General features: G+C 66.0%; 11 protein-coding genes. 2 read left to right on the top strand and 9 right to left on the bottom strand.

Going from position 1 to position 14,507, the window contains the following annotated elements; all coding sequences use genetic code 11:
- Positions 1–53: 53 nt before the first annotated feature.
- The 4 genes from I6L39_RS00585 to I6L39_RS00570 form a co-directional block, all read right to left on the bottom strand.
- On the bottom strand, positions 54–3,290 hold the full coding sequence (locus I6L39_RS00585; protein WP_216990734.1) for a transporter substrate-binding domain-containing protein: 3,237 nt from the start codon (positions 3,288–3,290) through the stop codon (positions 54–56).
- 164 nt (positions 3,291–3,454) lie between these two features.
- Positions 3,455–4,222: a class III extradiol ring-cleavage dioxygenase gene (locus I6L39_RS00580; RefSeq protein WP_216990733.1), complete on the bottom strand. Its 768-nt coding sequence runs from the start codon at positions 4,220–4,222 to the stop codon at positions 3,455–3,457.
- Positions 4,223–4,604: 382 nt separating this feature from the next.
- Positions 4,605–5,075 (bottom strand): FKBP-type peptidyl-prolyl cis-trans isomerase, encoded by a 471-nt coding sequence (locus tag I6L39_RS00575; RefSeq protein ID WP_216990732.1) that lies wholly within the window; start codon positions 5,073–5,075, stop codon positions 4,605–4,607.
- Between the two features lie 143 nt (positions 5,076–5,218).
- The gene (locus I6L39_RS00570) at positions 5,219–6,373 is read right to left on the bottom strand and encodes a Na/Pi symporter (protein WP_216990731.1); all 1,155 of its coding nucleotides are present in this window, start codon (positions 6,371–6,373) and stop codon (positions 5,219–5,221) included.
- A gap of 255 nt (positions 6,374–6,628) precedes the next feature.
- On the opposite strand from I6L39_RS00570, the gene I6L39_RS00565 reads away from it, so the two are divergent.
- Positions 6,629–7,042, top strand: coding sequence for a hypothetical protein (locus I6L39_RS00565; RefSeq protein WP_042075090.1), 414 nt, complete (start codon positions 6,629–6,631; stop codon positions 7,040–7,042).
- 75 nt (positions 7,043–7,117) lie between these two features.
- Here I6L39_RS00565 and I6L39_RS00560 read toward each other — a convergent pair whose 3' ends face one another.
- From I6L39_RS00560 to I6L39_RS00540, 5 genes are all read right to left on the bottom strand, one after another.
- Positions 7,118–8,461 (bottom strand): APC family permease, encoded by a 1,344-nt coding sequence (locus tag I6L39_RS00560; protein WP_042075087.1) that lies wholly within the window; start codon positions 8,459–8,461, stop codon positions 7,118–7,120.
- Between the two features lie 483 nt (positions 8,462–8,944).
- Positions 8,945–10,288: an APC family permease gene (locus I6L39_RS00555; protein ID WP_209794600.1), complete on the bottom strand. Its 1,344-nt coding sequence runs from the start codon at positions 10,286–10,288 to the stop codon at positions 8,945–8,947.
- A complete protein-coding gene (locus I6L39_RS00550) occupies positions 10,288–10,425 on the bottom strand; it encodes a hypothetical protein (RefSeq protein WP_209794491.1) in 138 nt (45 codons plus the stop codon). The genes I6L39_RS00555 and I6L39_RS00550 overlap by 1 nt, the downstream gene beginning before the upstream one ends.
- 234 nt (positions 10,426–10,659) lie before the next feature.
- The gene (gabT, locus tag I6L39_RS00545; RefSeq protein WP_209794492.1) at positions 10,660–11,949 is read right to left on the bottom strand and encodes a 4-aminobutyrate--2-oxoglutarate transaminase; all 1,290 of its coding nucleotides are present in this window, start codon (positions 11,947–11,949) and stop codon (positions 10,660–10,662) included.
- 148 nt (positions 11,950–12,097) lie between these two features.
- Positions 12,098–13,561, bottom strand: a complete 1,464-nt coding sequence (locus tag I6L39_RS00540) for an NAD-dependent succinate-semialdehyde dehydrogenase (protein ID WP_216990730.1) — start codon at positions 13,559–13,561, stop codon at positions 12,098–12,100.
- A 310-nt stretch (positions 13,562–13,871) separates the two neighbouring features.
- On the opposite strand from I6L39_RS00540, the gene puuR reads away from it, so the two are divergent.
- Complete coding sequence (puuR, locus tag I6L39_RS00535; protein WP_216990729.1) at positions 13,872–14,483, top strand: HTH-type transcriptional regulator PuuR; 612 nt, start codon at positions 13,872–13,874, stop codon at positions 14,481–14,483.
- Positions 14,484–14,507: the final 24 nt, after the last annotated feature.

Here is a 14,507-nt window from a genome sequence, read left to right as displayed (position 1 = left end):
GCAGTGAAAAAAGACAGCCTTGGCTGTCTTTTTTATTGGGCGTGTTTCCAGACTCAGGGCCAAGGCCCCGGCGCCCTGGGGGGCTCCAGCCCGGCCAGCGCCGCCCGCAGGCGGGCGAGGCCGATGGGCTTGAACAGGCAGTCGTTCATGCCGGCGGCGAGGCAGAGTTCCCGCTCCCTGGGCTGGGCATGGGCGGTGAAGCCCCAGACGGGCAGCTCATGGCCGCGGGCACGCAGGTTGCGCGTCAGCTCGAAGCCGTCCATGACCGGCATCTGGCAGTCGGTGATGACGAGATCGAAGGAGTGGCTGGCGACGGCGCGCAGGGCCTCCAGCCCGTTGCTGCGCACGCTGACGTCGTGCCCCAGGTGCTTGAGCTGCTGGCGCAGCAGGGTCTGGTTGGCGTGGTTGTCATCCACCACCAGGATGCGCAGCCGGGTCGGCGGCGCCTGGGGGAGGGCGGGTACCAGGGCCGACGCCGGGAGGGGGGCGTGCTCCGCCAGCGTCAGGGGCAGCCTGATCTCGAGGCGGGTGCCCTCGCCGACCCGGCTGTGGACGCCTATCTCTCCCCCCATCATCTGGCACAGGATGCGGGCGATGTTCAGACCCAGGCCGCTGCCCGGGAAGTGGCCCTGGCCGTGGGCGCGGTAGAAGGGGGTGAAGAGTTGGGGCAGCTTGTCTGCCGCAATGCCGACCCCGGTGTCGGTGATGGTCAGGTGTAGCACCGGGGGCTGGTGTGCGCCATCGTTCAGGGTTGCCGTGATGCTGACTCGGCCCTGTTCGGTGAACTTGATGGCGTTGCCGATGAGGTTGAAGAGGATCTGGCGCAGGCGAAGGGGATCGATCAGCACCTGCGGCAGGGGAGAGTCGGGCAGCCTGACGTCATAGGCCAGCCCCTTCTGCTCGGCCATGCCCCTGAACACCCGGGTCACCGACACCAGCAGCGGCGTGAGCGCGCAGGGCACGGGCGTCAGGGTCATCTGGCCCGCCTCTATGCTGGCGATATCCAGGCTGTCCCCGAGCAGATCCAGCAGGCCGTGCGCCGAGTCCGCGGCGATGCGCAGCCACTCGCCGCTGTGGCGGCTGAGGGCGGGATCCTCGGTGGCCAGCTCCAGCATGCCGAGGATGGCGTTCATGGGGGTGCGGATCTCGTGGCTCATGGTGGCGAGGAAATCGCTCTTGGCCCGGCTGGCGCTGTCGGCCTGCAGCTTGGCCTGACGCAGGGCCTCTTCCAGCCGCTTGCGCTCCGTGATGTCGATCCAGCCGTCGATCACCCCGCTGATGGTCCCGTCACCATCGAAGTAGGGCACCATCCAGTGGTAGATGTCGGTCTGCTCCCCCTGCCGGTGGAAGAGGCGATCGGCAAAGACGGGCCGACCCTCCCGCAGTACCCTGGCGAAATCCTGCTCCAGCACCGCGATGCTCTGGTCATCGATCAGCCCCGCCAGCCCCCGGGCGAAGGGCTGGCCCATGACGGCTTCCGGCCGGGCACCGAGCTGGCTCAGGTACTTGCTGTTGCACAGCAATACCTTGCCACCCTTGTCCCGCACGACGATGGGGTGGGGCAGGCTCTCCCCCAGCGCCCGGATGAACCTGACGTGGGCCTCCAGCTGCTGGCGGGAGGCCTGCTCCGAGCTGGCGAGCCGCTTGAGCATGAGGTTGCGGTAGAGCAGCACCAGCGCCAGGGCGAACAGCACGGCAAACAGCAGGTAGAAGGCGTGGGCGTGGCGCTCCATGAAGCCGGGCACCGGCAGTTTGCGGTTGCGCCACTCGTAGCTCATCATGGCCAGCTCGTTGGGGGGGATGGCGAGAATGGTCTTGTCGAGGATCCCCATCAGCATCCCCTGGTCGCGCAGGCTGGCAAATCCCATCCGGATCGGCTCCTCGTCGGCGGGGCCGGCGATGCGCAACCGGGTCTGCGGATCGTTCTCCAGCGCGTGGCGGGCAAAGTAGAGCGGCACTATGGCGGCGTCCAGCCTGCCCCGCTCGACGGCCTGCATCGCCTCTTCGGCGTTCTCCACAATGGTAATACGGCTGCGACCTAGCCGCCCGGCGAGGGGGGTATGGCGGGTCATCCCCACCGTCTTGCCCGCCAGGCTCTGCAGGGTGTCGATGGCGGATACCTCCTGGCGGGTGAGGATCACGTAGATGTCGTCGGCGGCATAGGGAGCCGAGGGACGCAGGCCGTAGCCCTCGGCCACGGGCCGCGAGATGGCGCCGATAAGGTCGATGGCGCCTGACTGCATGGCCTTCGCCAGCTGGCGTTCGGAGTCTGCGCTCACGAACTCGAAGCGAAGGCCGGAGCGTTTGCCCACCCTGGCCAGCATGTCGACCGTCATGCCGGTGAGCTGGCCGTCGTGATCCAGGGCGCCATAGGGGTAGAGGTTGTCCATCAGCCACACCCTGATGGGGGGCGAGCGCCGGATCCAGGCCCGCTCGGCGGCGTCATAGAGATCGCTCGCCCTGTCGTTCATGTCGCGAATGGGCCCGTTCCACTGGGTGAAGATGGCATTGCGGGTGCCCTCGCCGATCGCCTTCAGGCTCTTGTCGACCAGGCTCGACAGCGCGAGGGGGTGGGCCGGCATGGCGAAGCGGAAATCCGCAGGCGCCAGATCGGGCGGGGCCTCGCCGCGCTGGCGCAGGTAGTCGAAGCGCTCGCTGTTGAGGTAGTGCATGGAGTGGGCATCCCCCAAGAGCACGTCCTGGCGGCCGAAGAAGACGGCGTCGAAGGCTTCCGCGTTGGAGGGGTAGGTCGCCAGGGTGAGGGTGGGGTAGTAGCGCTTGAACCGCTGCACGTCGATCTGCCCCTGGACGGCGGCGACGCGCTGCCCCGGTGTCAGCAGGGGTCCCTGATGGGCTTTGGGGGTCGAGAAGACGAGGGGGGCACTGAAGTAGGGGACACTCAGGCGGATGCCGCTGCTGTCCGTGTCCGCCAGGGTGAGGTTGCCTAGGCTGGCGAGGTGGATCTCCCCCTGGCGCAGGGCGCGCAGCAGGTGCGCCTTGTCCGGAAAGGTGCGCAGCTCCAGGGGTTTTTGCAGGGTCCTGGCCAGGAGATCGAGATAATCGGCACAGAGGCCCTCGAAACGCTGCTGCGCGATGATCATGCTGAACGGGCGATAGTCGTGCTGCAGGAGGCCGACCCGCAGTTGCGGGGTCTGCCGCAGCCACGCCAGCTCGGCGTCTGACCAGCGGGGCGGGAGGATCTCGGGAGTGTGGCGGCTGTAGAGGGTCAAGGCCTGCACCGGTTGCAGGCACAGCAGGCAGAGCAGGATCAGTGATCGATAGAGGTTCATCATGCCACCCGACGCGACAGTCATCCCTGCCCGGTCTTGTTCAAAGGCGGCCATTCTACCGGAAAACGGCTATAACGAGTCCCTTATTTGGGCTCATCCCCCCATAAAAAGGCGCCAGGTCGACGGCCTGGCCACCCGCCGGACACCCCCGTCGCGTCCCTCGCTCACCCGAACCTGTAGGCCCCCATGTAGAGGCTGCCGTAGTCCCAGCTGTCGTGCAGCTTCCGGGGCCTGTCGGTGCCGGCGGCCCCCAGCGCCACGAACAGCGGGCGCAGGTGATCGTCGTGGGGGTGGGACTCCACCGCCCCGGGGGCGCGGGCGCGGTAATCCTCCAGCGCCTCCCTGTCCCCCTCCTCCATGGCCTGCTCCAGCCAGCGGGCGAACTGGCTCGCCCACAGGGGGACGGGAGCGCCGTCCGGCCCGAGGGCGCGCAGGTTGTGGGTGATGGCACCGGAGGCGAGGATGCCGATCCCCTGCTCGCGCAGGCTCTGCAGCGCCTCTCCCAGCCGCCACAGCTGGCCGGGGCCGAAGCCAGCGGGCAGGGAGAGCTGCACCAGGGGGATCTCGCTGTGGGGATCCATCAGAGAGAGCGGCGACCAGACCCCGTGATCCAGTTCGCGCCTGATCGGGGTGGCGGGCAGGCCGGCCAGCAGCAGCTGATCGCTCACCGCCTCCTGCAGCCACTGGGGGCTCCTGGCGGGCCAGCGGATCCGATAGAGAGGCTCGGGGAAGCCGTAGAAGTCGTACATCAAGGCCGGGCTGGGCTCGACGTTGATCTGCGGCTCGCTTCGGCTGAACCAGTGGGCCGAGAGCACCACCAGCCCCTTGATATCCCCAAGGCGCAGGGTCTTGAGAAATTGGGTCGCAGGCTGGTCGCGCAGGACCAGATCCGGGGCGCCGTGAGAGATGAACCAGACGGGGGCGATAGCCATGGCGAGACTCCTTGTTGGCGGTGTGGGCCCGCTTGGCCGGCACCGCGATAAACGGGTCAGGGGCTGGGCCGCTGACGATGAGGTCATTATCTGCCCCGGGAGTGGAGTTAACAATCCAGTGTAATGTGTAAGCACTGTTCACCTTGGGTTGATAGTCATGGGGCTGAGATGGCGGGCGGCAACGACAGGAGCAGAAACAACAAGGCCGGCGCAGTGCGCCGGCCTTGTTGCCGTGACGAAGGGGGGTCACTGAATGCCCAGCAGCTCCATGTCGAAGATGAGTACTGTACCTAGTGGGATCTTGCCGGAGGGCGTCACTGAATGCCCAGCAGCTCCACGTCGAAGATGAGTACTGTACCCAGTGGTATCTTGCCGGAGGGCGTCACTGAATACCCAGCAGCTCCACATCGAAGATCAGCACGGATCCCGGCGGTATCTTGCCGGCGGCGCGATCGCCGTAGGCCAGGCTGGCGGGGATGTAGAAGCGGGTCTTCTCCCCTTCCACCATCAGCTGCACCCCTTCGGTCCAGCCCTTGATCACCTGGTTCAGGCCGAACTCGATGGGCTCGCCACGGGCGATGGAGCTGTCGAACACTGTGCCGTCCAGCAGCTTGCCCTCGTAGTGCACCTTCACCTTGCTGGTGGCGGTGGGGTGGAGGGTGCCGGTGCCCGGGGTCAGCACCTCGTACTGCAGGCCGGAAGCCGTGGTGGTCACCAGGGGCTTCTCCTTGTTGCCGGCGAGAAACTCGGCGCCCTTGCGCACGTTCTCTTCCGCCAGCTTCCGGTTGTTGCTGCTCGAATAGAAGTAGTAGGCGACGCCGGCAACCAGCAGCGCGATCAGAATGAATTTCATCGGGTTTTCCTTACATGCCATGAAGGGCGCATCTTATCCCAGCCGGGGAGGGAGGGCGAGGGGGGATGCCGGGGGATGCCGGGGGATGTGACCGGGCGGGCAATGTGCCGGGGGCTGCGGCGTCTCCCCCGGCTGTCGTGCCGTTACTTGACCGCCACCATCATCAGGGCGGGCAGGGCGAAGAAGAGCCCGCCCACGTACCCCAGCGCCAGCAGCTTGTTCTCGCTGCCGACCCGGGCCAGGGTCTCGGCGGCCCGGATGGGCAGCTCCCGCAGGAAGGGCACCCCGTAGATGAGCGCCACGGCAAACAGGTTGAACAGCACGTGCACCAGGGCGATGGTCAGGGCCAGCTGGGCTCCGGCGCCGCTGATGGCGGTGGCGGCCAGCAGGGCCGTGATGGTGGTGCCGATGTTGGCCCCCAGGGTGAAGGGGTAGAGCTGGCGGGTGTTGAACACGCCGCCGCCCGCCAGGGGGATCATCAGGCTGGTGGTGGTGGAGGAGGACTGCACCATGACGGTGACCAGGGTGCCGGAGACGATGCCGGTGAGCGGACCGCGGCCCAGGGCCTTGTGCAGCAGCTCCTTGGCGCGGCCTACCATGACCCGTTGCAGCACCTTGCCGAGGGCGGTGACGCAGAACAGGATCAGCAGGATGCCGATGACGATGGTGGCGATGGATGCCCCCTTGCCCGGCAGGAAGGCGACGGCACCGTCGATGAGATCCAGGGACGGGGAGATGAGGGGCTTCATGAAGTCCATCCCCTTCATGGACAGGTCGGCGGAGCCCAACAGTAGGCCGGCGATCCCTTCCGCGCTCTTTTGCAGCAGACCGAACATCAGCTCCAGCGGCAGGAAGATGAAGACCGCCAGCAGGTTGAAGAAGTCGTGCACCGTGGCGGCGGCGAAGGCGCGGCGAAACTCGCCCCTGTCCCGGATGTGGCCGAGGGAGACGATGGTGTTGGTGATGGTGGTGCCGAGGTTGGCCCCCATCACCATGGGGATGGCCATGCCCATGGGCAGGCCGCCGGCCACCAGGCCGACGATCACCGAGGTGACCGTGCTGGAGGACTGCACCAGGGCCGTGGCCAGGATGCCGAGCAGCAGTGCCACGAAGGGGTTGTTGGCAAACGCGAAGATCTGGGCCGCGCCCTCGGCGCCACCGGAGAAGCCCTTGAAGCCGTGGGAGACGGCGCCGACGGCGACCAGGATCAGGTAGACGAGGGTGATCACCGCCAGCCAGTTGAACAATGGACTGGTCGCGCGGGACTCGTGCGGTGTGGAAGAAGCGGTGCTGTGCATGTGGCCTCTTGGGACGTGCTGCGTTGAATGGGACGGGCGCATTAGAGCAGTGCTCCATGACAGAAATATGACAAAGTGACACTTTTATGATGGTTTGATGACATCTCTCAGGGCGGTGCCTGCGGCCGGGTGCTGACAGAAAGTGTCGGAGCCAGCCGGATTAGGGCGCCATCCGGCCCACAACCCGACGGGCGCCTTGCACCGTGCGCCCAGGGTTATATGCTGACCCTTTCCTTCAACGAGAGTGGTGCTGTTATGAAAGCATGGGTGTTGTGTCTTTCCCTGGGTCTGCTGTCTGCCGGTGCGCAGGCTGGCGTGTTCAAGTCCGAATGCAACCTCGACAAAGCGGTCAGGAACGAGGCGATGAACGCCACCCTGGGGGTCAAGGGCAACTGCGATGCCGACAAGCTGGTGCGCCAGCAGAAGGAGAAGGCGGCCACCGAGGTGAAGAAGAGCACCTCGGCGGTGGTGGACAAGCAGACGGCCGGGCTGAAAGAGGCGAAGAAGAGTGCCACGGACACGCTGGACAAGAAGACCTCCGGCCTCAAGGAGACCAACGAGGAGCTGAAGGCGACCCGGCAGAAGGTCAACCAGACCGAGAAGAACGTGAAGGCCGTGGCCAAGGATCCGGTCAAGGCCGCCGCCACCGTGGTCATCAATCAGGGCTGATTGTCCGCGCGGCGGATGTCTGGATGCAAGAAGGGGAGCCATGGGCTCCCCTTCTGTTTGGCCGATCGCCGCGGCTTACTGGCCGTCGGCCGCCTCCTCGTACTGACGGAAGGGGATGCGCAGCACCGCGATCCGCAGGAAGAGGTAGGCCACCCCGATCCCCGCCCAGATGAGGCCCAGCTCCAGGGAGCTCTGCTCCAGATTGATCCAGAGCGCCCCTATGGTGGCGGCGCCGAGCAGGGGCAGCACCAGGAACAGCAGGTTGTCCTTCAGGCTCTTGTTGCGCTGCTCGCGCACCCAGAACTGGCCGATCACCGACAGGTTGACGAAGGTGAAGGCCACCAGGGCGCCGAAGTTCACCAGGGCCAGCGCCATGTCCAGATCGAACGACACCGCGGAGAGCGCCAGGGCCCCCACCAGCAGCACGTTGATGGCCGGGGTGCGCCAGGTGGGGTGGATGTAGCCGAACACCCGCTCCGGGATCATGCGATCGCGCCCCATCACGTAGAGGATGCGCGACACCCCGGCGTGGGCCGCCATGCCGGAGGCGAGTACCGCCACCGTGGTGCAGACCAGCACGATGCTCTGGAACAGGGTGCCACCCACGTAGAGCGCGATCTCAGGCAGCACGGCATCCGGCTCCTTGAAGCGGGCCAGATCCGGGAAGAAGAGCTGCAGGCTGTAGGAGACGGTGACGAAGATGATGCCGCCGATCAGTGCCGTCAGCACGATGGCGCGCGGGATCACCTTGCCGGCGTTCGGGGTCTCCTCCGACAGCGAACTCAGGCCGTCGAAGCCGAGGAAGGAGAAGCACAAGATGGTGGCGCCGGTGAACAGCGGCAGCATGCTGGCGGACTCCACGTGGAACGGACGGCTGCTCACCAGGGTGCCGGCCCCCTCGCCATGGCTCAGGCCCCAGGCGATGAGGCCGAGGAAGGTGACGATGATGGCGATCTGGATGAAGACGATGACGCCGTTGAAGTTCGCCACCAGCTTGATACCGCGCAGGTTCAGGAAGGTCATCACGGTCACCAGGCCGAAGATGAAGATCCAGGGCTCCACGTTCGGGAACATGGCGGTCAGGTAGATCTTGGCCAGCAGGATGTTGATCATCGGCATGAACATGTAGTCCAGCAGGGAGGACCAGCCCACCATGAAGCCTACATAGGGGTTGAACACCTTCTGGGCATAGGTGTAGGCGGAGCCCGCCGAGGGGAACTTGCGCACCAGGTGGCCGTAGCTGAAGGCGGTGAGCAGGATGCCGCCGAGCGCCAGCAGGTAGGCGGTGGCCACGCGGCCATCGGTGATATCGCCGACGATGGCGAAGGTATCGAACACCGCCATGGGGGTGAGGTAAGCCAGACCCATCACCACCACCTGGAACAGGGTGAGCGTCTTGAGCAGCTTGGCGCCGGCCATCACGCTTTCTCCTCTGCGAACGCCCGGGAGGCGAAGGGGGACGGGATCAGGGACGCGGCAGCGCGCTCCTGGACACAGGGGGCGCCTGTCTGTGACACAGATGCGTGGCGCACGCCGGCGGGGACCGGCAGGAAAGCAGTGAAATGCCCCATGTTTTTCCTCACAACGTCGGGAGATTGCCCGGCAATCTCGGTATCAATTCCGGCACAAGGTCCGGCCTCTTGGTGGATGGTGGTGTGCCCCAAAAAAGCAAAGAACCGATGTCGCAACAACATCGGCTCTCAAGGGGCGCCGTATTGTGCCCTCGGGGGGGAAAGGAGACAAGGGAAAAAGGCCGCAAACGGGGATTTTGTTGACCGGAGTCAACCCCGTCATCGGGTGTGTGCAGCGGTCGTGACCGAAGGGGTGGGGCGGGGTGACAGTGGCCCGGATTATCCGGAAAGGAGCCCGCACCGGGCGGGCTCGTTGGGGGGAAGGGCGCTATCAGGAGAGATCGGTCTCCGGCCGGCCGAGGGGAACCCGGAACACCGTCAGGCGCAGCAGCAGGTAGAGGGCGCCGAGGGCGGCCCAGATCAGCCCCAGCTCGAAGGAGGAGGGTTCGAGGTTGAGCCAGAGCACCCCGATGCAGGCGGCGCCGCACAGCGGTAGGGCCAGGAACACCAGGTGATCCCGCAGCGTCTTGTTGTGGCCGAGCTTGACGTAGAAGTGGGCGATCACCGCCAAGTTGACGAAGGTGAAGGCCACCAGGGCGCCGAAGTTGATCAGGGCCAGCGCCATCTCCAGGTCGAACGACACGGCGGAGAGGGCCAGAGCCCCCACCAGCAGCACGTTCAGAGCCGGGGTCTGCCACCTGGGGTGGATGTAGGAGAAGAAGCGGCTCGGCAGGGCGCGATCCCGCCCCATCACGTAGAGCAGGCGCGACACCCCGGCGTGGGAGGCGAGCCCGGAGGCGAGCACCGCCACGGTCGTGCAGACCAGCACCACCGCCTGGAACAGCTTGCCGCCGACGTAGAGCGCGATCTCCGGCAGCACCGCATCCGGCTGCTGGAAGCGGGAGATGTCCGGGAAGAACAGCTGCAGGAAGTAGGAGACCGAGATGAAGAGCACGCCGCCGATGAGCGCGGTCAGCACGATGGCGCGGGGGATCACCCGGTCCGCGTTCGGGGTCTCCTCGCACAATGTGCTGATGGCGTCGAAGCCCAGGAACGACAGGCAGAGGATGGAGGCGCCGGTGAACAGGGGCACCAGGGCCATCTGATCCGAGAAGAAGGGACGGCTGCTCGCCACTGTGCCGAGCCCCTCGCCATGGGCAACACCCCAGGCGATGAGGCCGATGAAGACGGCGATGATGCTGAACTGCATGATGACGATCAGGCTGTTGAAGTTCGCCACCAGCTTGATGCCGCGCAGGTTCAGGAAGGTCATGACGGCGGTCAGGGCCAGGATGTAGGTCCAGGGCTCCAGGTTCGGGAACAGGGCCTCCATGTAGATCTTGGCCAGCAGCATGTTGATCATCGGCATGAACATGTAGTCGAGCAGGGAGACCCAGCCCACCATGAAGCCCACATAGGGGTGAAACACCTTCTGGGCATAGGTGTAGGCGGAGCCTGCCGAGGGGAACTTGCGCACCAGATGGCCGTAGCTCATGGCGGTGAACAGCATGCCGACCAGGGCGAACAGATAGGCGGTGGGCACATGGCCTTCGGTGATCTCGGTGACGATGCCGAAGGTGTCGAACACGGCCATGGGGGTCAGATAGGCCAGACCCATGATGACCACGTGCCAGAGTTTCAGGCTCTTTTTCAGGCCGACGGGGTGGGCATTCATCATGCGTTCTCCCCTGTCCGGACCGAGGGGATCAGGCTGACGGCGGCGTCATCCTGTGCAGTGGGGGCGCCGGTCTGTTGCACAGACGAGTGGCGCAGACCGGCGCAGGCCGGCAGGAAAGCGGTGAAATGCCCCATGGTGTTCCTCATCGAAGAAGCGGTGTCGTGAGATGGCTGTCCATCTCGCTATCATTTCCGGTCGGTTCCGGCCTCGTTATGGATTTGTTTGCCGCAAAAAAAGAACCGGGCTGCGATGAGCGGACGGTCCTTTGAAGCGGAGGCGCATTGTGCATTCGTGCTGCCCCCTTGACAAGCATATCAAGGAGGCAAAAACGCATTTTTTTGCACTCAGGCGCGGCGCTCTCTCCCTGGCTAATCCAGGGCGGTGAGCAAGGCCTGCTCGAGCAGGTCCAGCCCCTCGTCGACGATGGCCGCCGGGGCGGTCAGGGGGGCCAGGAAGCGGATCACGTTGCCGCGCACGCCGCAGGCCAGCAGCACCAGACCGCGCTTGCCCGCCTCGGCCACCAGTCGCCTGGTGAGGTCGGGATCCGGCCGGCCGGCGTCGCCTCCCTTGACCAGCTCCATGGCCACCATGGCGCCGGGACCGCGGATGTCGCCGATGCAGTCGAACCGCGCCGCCAGCTTGTGCAGGCGCGCCTTGATCTGCTCGCCCTGGGCCAGGGCCTGCTGGTTCAGACACTCCTCCTCGATGACCTCGAGCACCGCCAGGGCGGCGGCGCAGGCGATGGGGGAGCCGGCATAGGTGCCGCCGAGGCCGCCCGGCTTGGCGGCGTTCATGATGTCGCTCTTGCCCACCACGGCGGAGAGGGGGAAGCCGCCGGCCAGGCTCTTGGCGAGCGTCATGATGTCCGGCTCTATGCCGGCATATTCGGTGGCGAAGGTCTTGCCGGTGCGACAGAAGCCGCTCTGGATCTCGTCGCAGATGAGCAGGATGCCGTGCTGATCGCACACGCTGCGCAGCTTCTGCAGGAAGCTCGGGGAGGCGACGTAGAAGCCCCCCTCGCCCTGCACCGGCTCTATGATGATGGCGGCCACCCGGCTCGGCTCGATGTCGGCGCTGAAGCAGAGCTCAAGGGCGGCCAGGGCGTCCGCCTCGCTCACCCCCAGGTAGTCGGCGGGGAAGGGCAGGTGATAGACCTCGCCCGGGAAGGGGCCGAAGCCGGTCTTGTAGGGCACCACCTTGCCGGTGAGCGCCATCCCCATCATGGTGCGGCCGTGGAAGCCCCCCTTGAAGGCGATGGTGCCGCTGCGACCGGTGTGGGCGCGGGCGATCTTGATGGCGTTCTCCACCGCCTCGGCGCCGGTGGAGAGGAAGAGGGTGCGCTTGGGGGTCGGCCCCGGCACCAGGGCATTCAATTTTTCCGCCAGCTCGATGTAGCCGGGGTAGGGGGTGACCTGGAAGCAGGTGTGGCTGAACTTCTCCAGCTGGGCGCGCACCGCCGCCACCACCTTGGGGTGGTTGTGGCCGGTGTTGAGCACGGCGATGCCGGAGGCGAAGTCGATGTAGCGGTTGCCCTCCACGTCCCACAGCTCGGCGTTGTGCGCCCGGTCGATGAAGACCGGCAGCAGGGTGCCGACCCCCTGTACCACGGCCGCTTCGCGGCGGGCCTGCCAGCCCTGGTTGTTGCTTGAATGACTCATCTTTCCTCCCTGAGGGGCATGGGCCCCTGTCTCAATGTGGCGAGGCCCCCTTGGGAGCACTCACTTCGTCCTTGTTGACCGATATGGCTGCGCCGGCGGATGGCGGGCCTGATACAGGGGCCCGGCCGCCGGCGCAAGGTGTGGCTGCCTAGCGGATGCCGCCGAAGCAGAGGTATTTGGTCTCGAGGTACTCCTCCAGCCCCTCGGCCGCCCCTTCCCGGCCCAGCCCCGACTCCTTGATGCCGCCGAAGGGGGCCAGCTCGGTCGAGATGATCCCCTCGTTGATGCCCACCATGCCGTATTCCAGCCGCTCGGCCACCCGCCAGACGCGGGCGATGTCGCGGCCATAGAAGTAGGCGGCCAGGCCATAAGGGGTGTCGTTGGCGAGCGCGATGGCCTCATCCTCGGTCTCGAAGCGCACCAGGGGGGCGACGGGTCCGAAGATCTCCTCGTCCAGGATGGGGTTGCCCTTGCCGACCCCGGTCAGGATGGTGGGGCGGTAGAAGAGCGGGCCGGCGGGGTGGGCTTCGCCACCCACCAGCACCCGGGCACCGGCGGCGACCGATTGCTGCACCAGCTCGGTCACCTTGTCGGCGGCGGCCGGGTTGATGAGGGGCCCGATCTGGACGCCCTCGCCCATGCCGTCCCCCACCTTGAAGGCCTTGACCGCGGCGGCGAGCTTCTCGGCGAAGGCATCATAGACCCCGGCCTGCACCAGGATGCGGTTGGCGCAGACGCAGGTCTGACCCGCGTTGCGGTACTTGGAGGCCAGGGCCCCGGCCACGGCGGCGTCGAGATCCGCGTCGTCAAACACGATGAAAGGGGCGTTGCCGCCGAGCTCGAGGGAGAGCCGCTTCATGGTGTCGGCGCACTGGCGCATCAACAGCTTGCCGATGCGGGTGGAGCCGGTGAAGGAGAGCTTGCGCACCGTCTTGTTGCTGCACAGCTCGTCGCCCACCGCGCTCGCCTGATGGCTGGTGACGATGTTGATGACCCCGGCGGGGATGCCCGCCTGCTCCGCCAGGGCCGCCAGGGCCAGGGCGCAGAGCGGGGTCTCGGCGGCGGGCTTGATGACGATGGTGCAGCCGGCGGCCAGGGCCGGCCCCGCCTTGCGGGTGATCATGGCGATGGGGAAGTTCCAGGGGGTGATGGCGGCGACCACGCCCACCGGCTGTTTGATGGTGGCCAGGCGCCTATCGCCGGAGAAGCCGGGTATGGTGCGGCCATAGGCGCGCTTGCCCTCTTCCGCGAACCACTGGATGAAGCTGGCGCCGTAGGCCACCTCCCCTTTGGCCTCCGCCAGCGGCTTGCCCTGCTCGCAGGTCATGATGCGGGCCAGCTCCTCCTGGTTGGCCATGATGAGCTCGAACCAGGCCTGGAGCCGGCTGCTGCGCTCCTTGGCGGTGAGGGCCGCCCAGGCGGGCTGGGCCGCGTGGGCCGCTTCGATGGCGAGCCGGGTGTCCTCCCCGTCCATGTCGGGCACCTGGGTGATGGGCTGGCCGGTCGCCGGGTTCAGGACCTCGAACCGGCGCCCGTCCCTGGCCTCGCACCAGCGACCGTCTATATAGGCAAGGGACTTGATCAGGGAGAGAGCGGGTTGTGATGCTGACATAGATAGGAAGCCTCGATTGTGGGTCTGGGTGGCTCACGCATGCCGGGGTGCCACCGTATAGAATAATAAGCACGTAACGACCATAAAGTGAGCCGAAATGTTTTTCAAGTGTTAAATATATTTGAGTGTATGGTGCGTGGCATGCTAGAAATGGGGCTGATGGCGCGACTGTGGCGTTTTTTATCGCCCCGAGTGTGCAAAATAATGAACGGCTAGGGTTGTGCAGGATAGTGAACAGGCCAAGGGCGCTGACGCACTATATTAACCAGTCGTCACCAGGTATTCGAATGACCATGGAAGGAGACAGGCGATGCAGCACCCCCGGGGAGAGGTCCAGTGGCGGACCATGACGGATAACCCCTTGGCCGACAAAGAGATGGACAAGAGCATGGGCGAGCGCCTCGCCCGGATCCGCCGGCGGCTCGGGTTCTCCCAGCGCCGGGCGGCCGAGTTGAGCGGCCTGACCCACGGCGCCATCTGCATGATAGAGCAGAACAAGGTGAGCCCCTCGGTGGCCTCGCTGCAGAAGTTGCTCAGCGTCTACGAGCTGCCGCTGTCGCGCTTCTTCGCCGAGGAGGAGCAGCAGACGCCGAGCGTGGTGATCAAGGCGGAGCAGCTCATCGAGCTGGGCAGCCAGGGGGTCTCCATGAAGCTGGTGCACAACGGCAACAACCGGCGTCAGCTCGGCTTCATGCTGGAGACCTATGCCCCCGGCACGGACACCGGGGGGGTGGTGAAGCATCAGGGGGAAGAGGTGGGCACTGTGCTGGAAGGCTCCGTGCTGCTGACCCTGGCGGGCCAGACCTATGAACTGTGCGCCGGGGACAGCTACGTCATCGACACCGGCGAGCCCCACAGCTTCAGCAATCCGTCGGGGGAGACCTGCCGCATCGTCAGCGCCCATACCCCGGCCAGTTTTTAATGTGAACAACGACTCGTGTTGGAA

Source organism: Aeromonas sp. FDAARGOS 1409, assembly GCF_019048705.1.
Classification (GTDB): domain Bacteria; phylum Pseudomonadota; class Gammaproteobacteria; order Enterobacterales; family Aeromonadaceae; genus Aeromonas; species Aeromonas sanarellii.
This window is presented reverse-complemented; position numbering and strand designations above follow the sequence as displayed.

Excerpts from the sequence above, each read along its gene's own strand:
- I6L39_RS00550 (WP_209794491.1), bottom strand. The coding sequence starts at position 10,425 with ATGGGGCATTTCACCGCTTTCCTGCCGGCCTGCGCCGGTCTGCGCCAC.
- gabT (WP_209794492.1), bottom strand. The coding sequence starts at position 11,949 with ATGAGTCATTCAAGCAACAACCAGGGCTGGCAGGCCCGCCGCGAAGCG.
- I6L39_RS00560 (WP_042075087.1), bottom strand. The coding sequence starts at position 8,461 with ATGGCCGGCGCCAAGCTGCTCAAGACGCTCACCCTGTTCCAGGTGGTG.
- I6L39_RS00555 (WP_209794600.1), bottom strand. The coding sequence starts at position 10,288 with ATGAATGCCCACCCCGTCGGCCTGAAAAAGAGCCTGAAACTCTGGCAC.
- I6L39_RS00580 (WP_216990733.1), bottom strand. The coding sequence starts at position 4,222 with ATGGCTATCGCCCCCGTCTGGTTCATCTCTCACGGCGCCCCGGATCTG.
- I6L39_RS00540 (WP_216990730.1), bottom strand. The coding sequence starts at position 13,561 with ATGTCAGCATCACAACCCGCTCTCTCCCTGATCAAGTCCCTTGCCTAT.
- I6L39_RS00585 (WP_216990734.1), bottom strand. The coding sequence starts at position 3,290 with ATGAACCTCTATCGATCACTGATCCTGCTCTGCCTGCTGTGCCTGCAA.
- I6L39_RS00575 (WP_216990732.1), bottom strand. The coding sequence starts at position 5,075 with ATGAAATTCATTCTGATCGCGCTGCTGGTTGCCGGCGTCGCCTACTAC.
- I6L39_RS00570 (WP_216990731.1), bottom strand. The coding sequence starts at position 6,373 with ATGCACAGCACCGCTTCTTCCACACCGCACGAGTCCCGCGCGACCAGT.
- I6L39_RS00565 (WP_042075090.1), top strand. The coding sequence starts at position 6,629 with ATGAAAGCATGGGTGTTGTGTCTTTCCCTGGGTCTGCTGTCTGCCGGT.
- puuR (WP_216990729.1), top strand. The coding sequence starts at position 13,872 with ATGCAGCACCCCCGGGGAGAGGTCCAGTGGCGGACCATGACGGATAAC.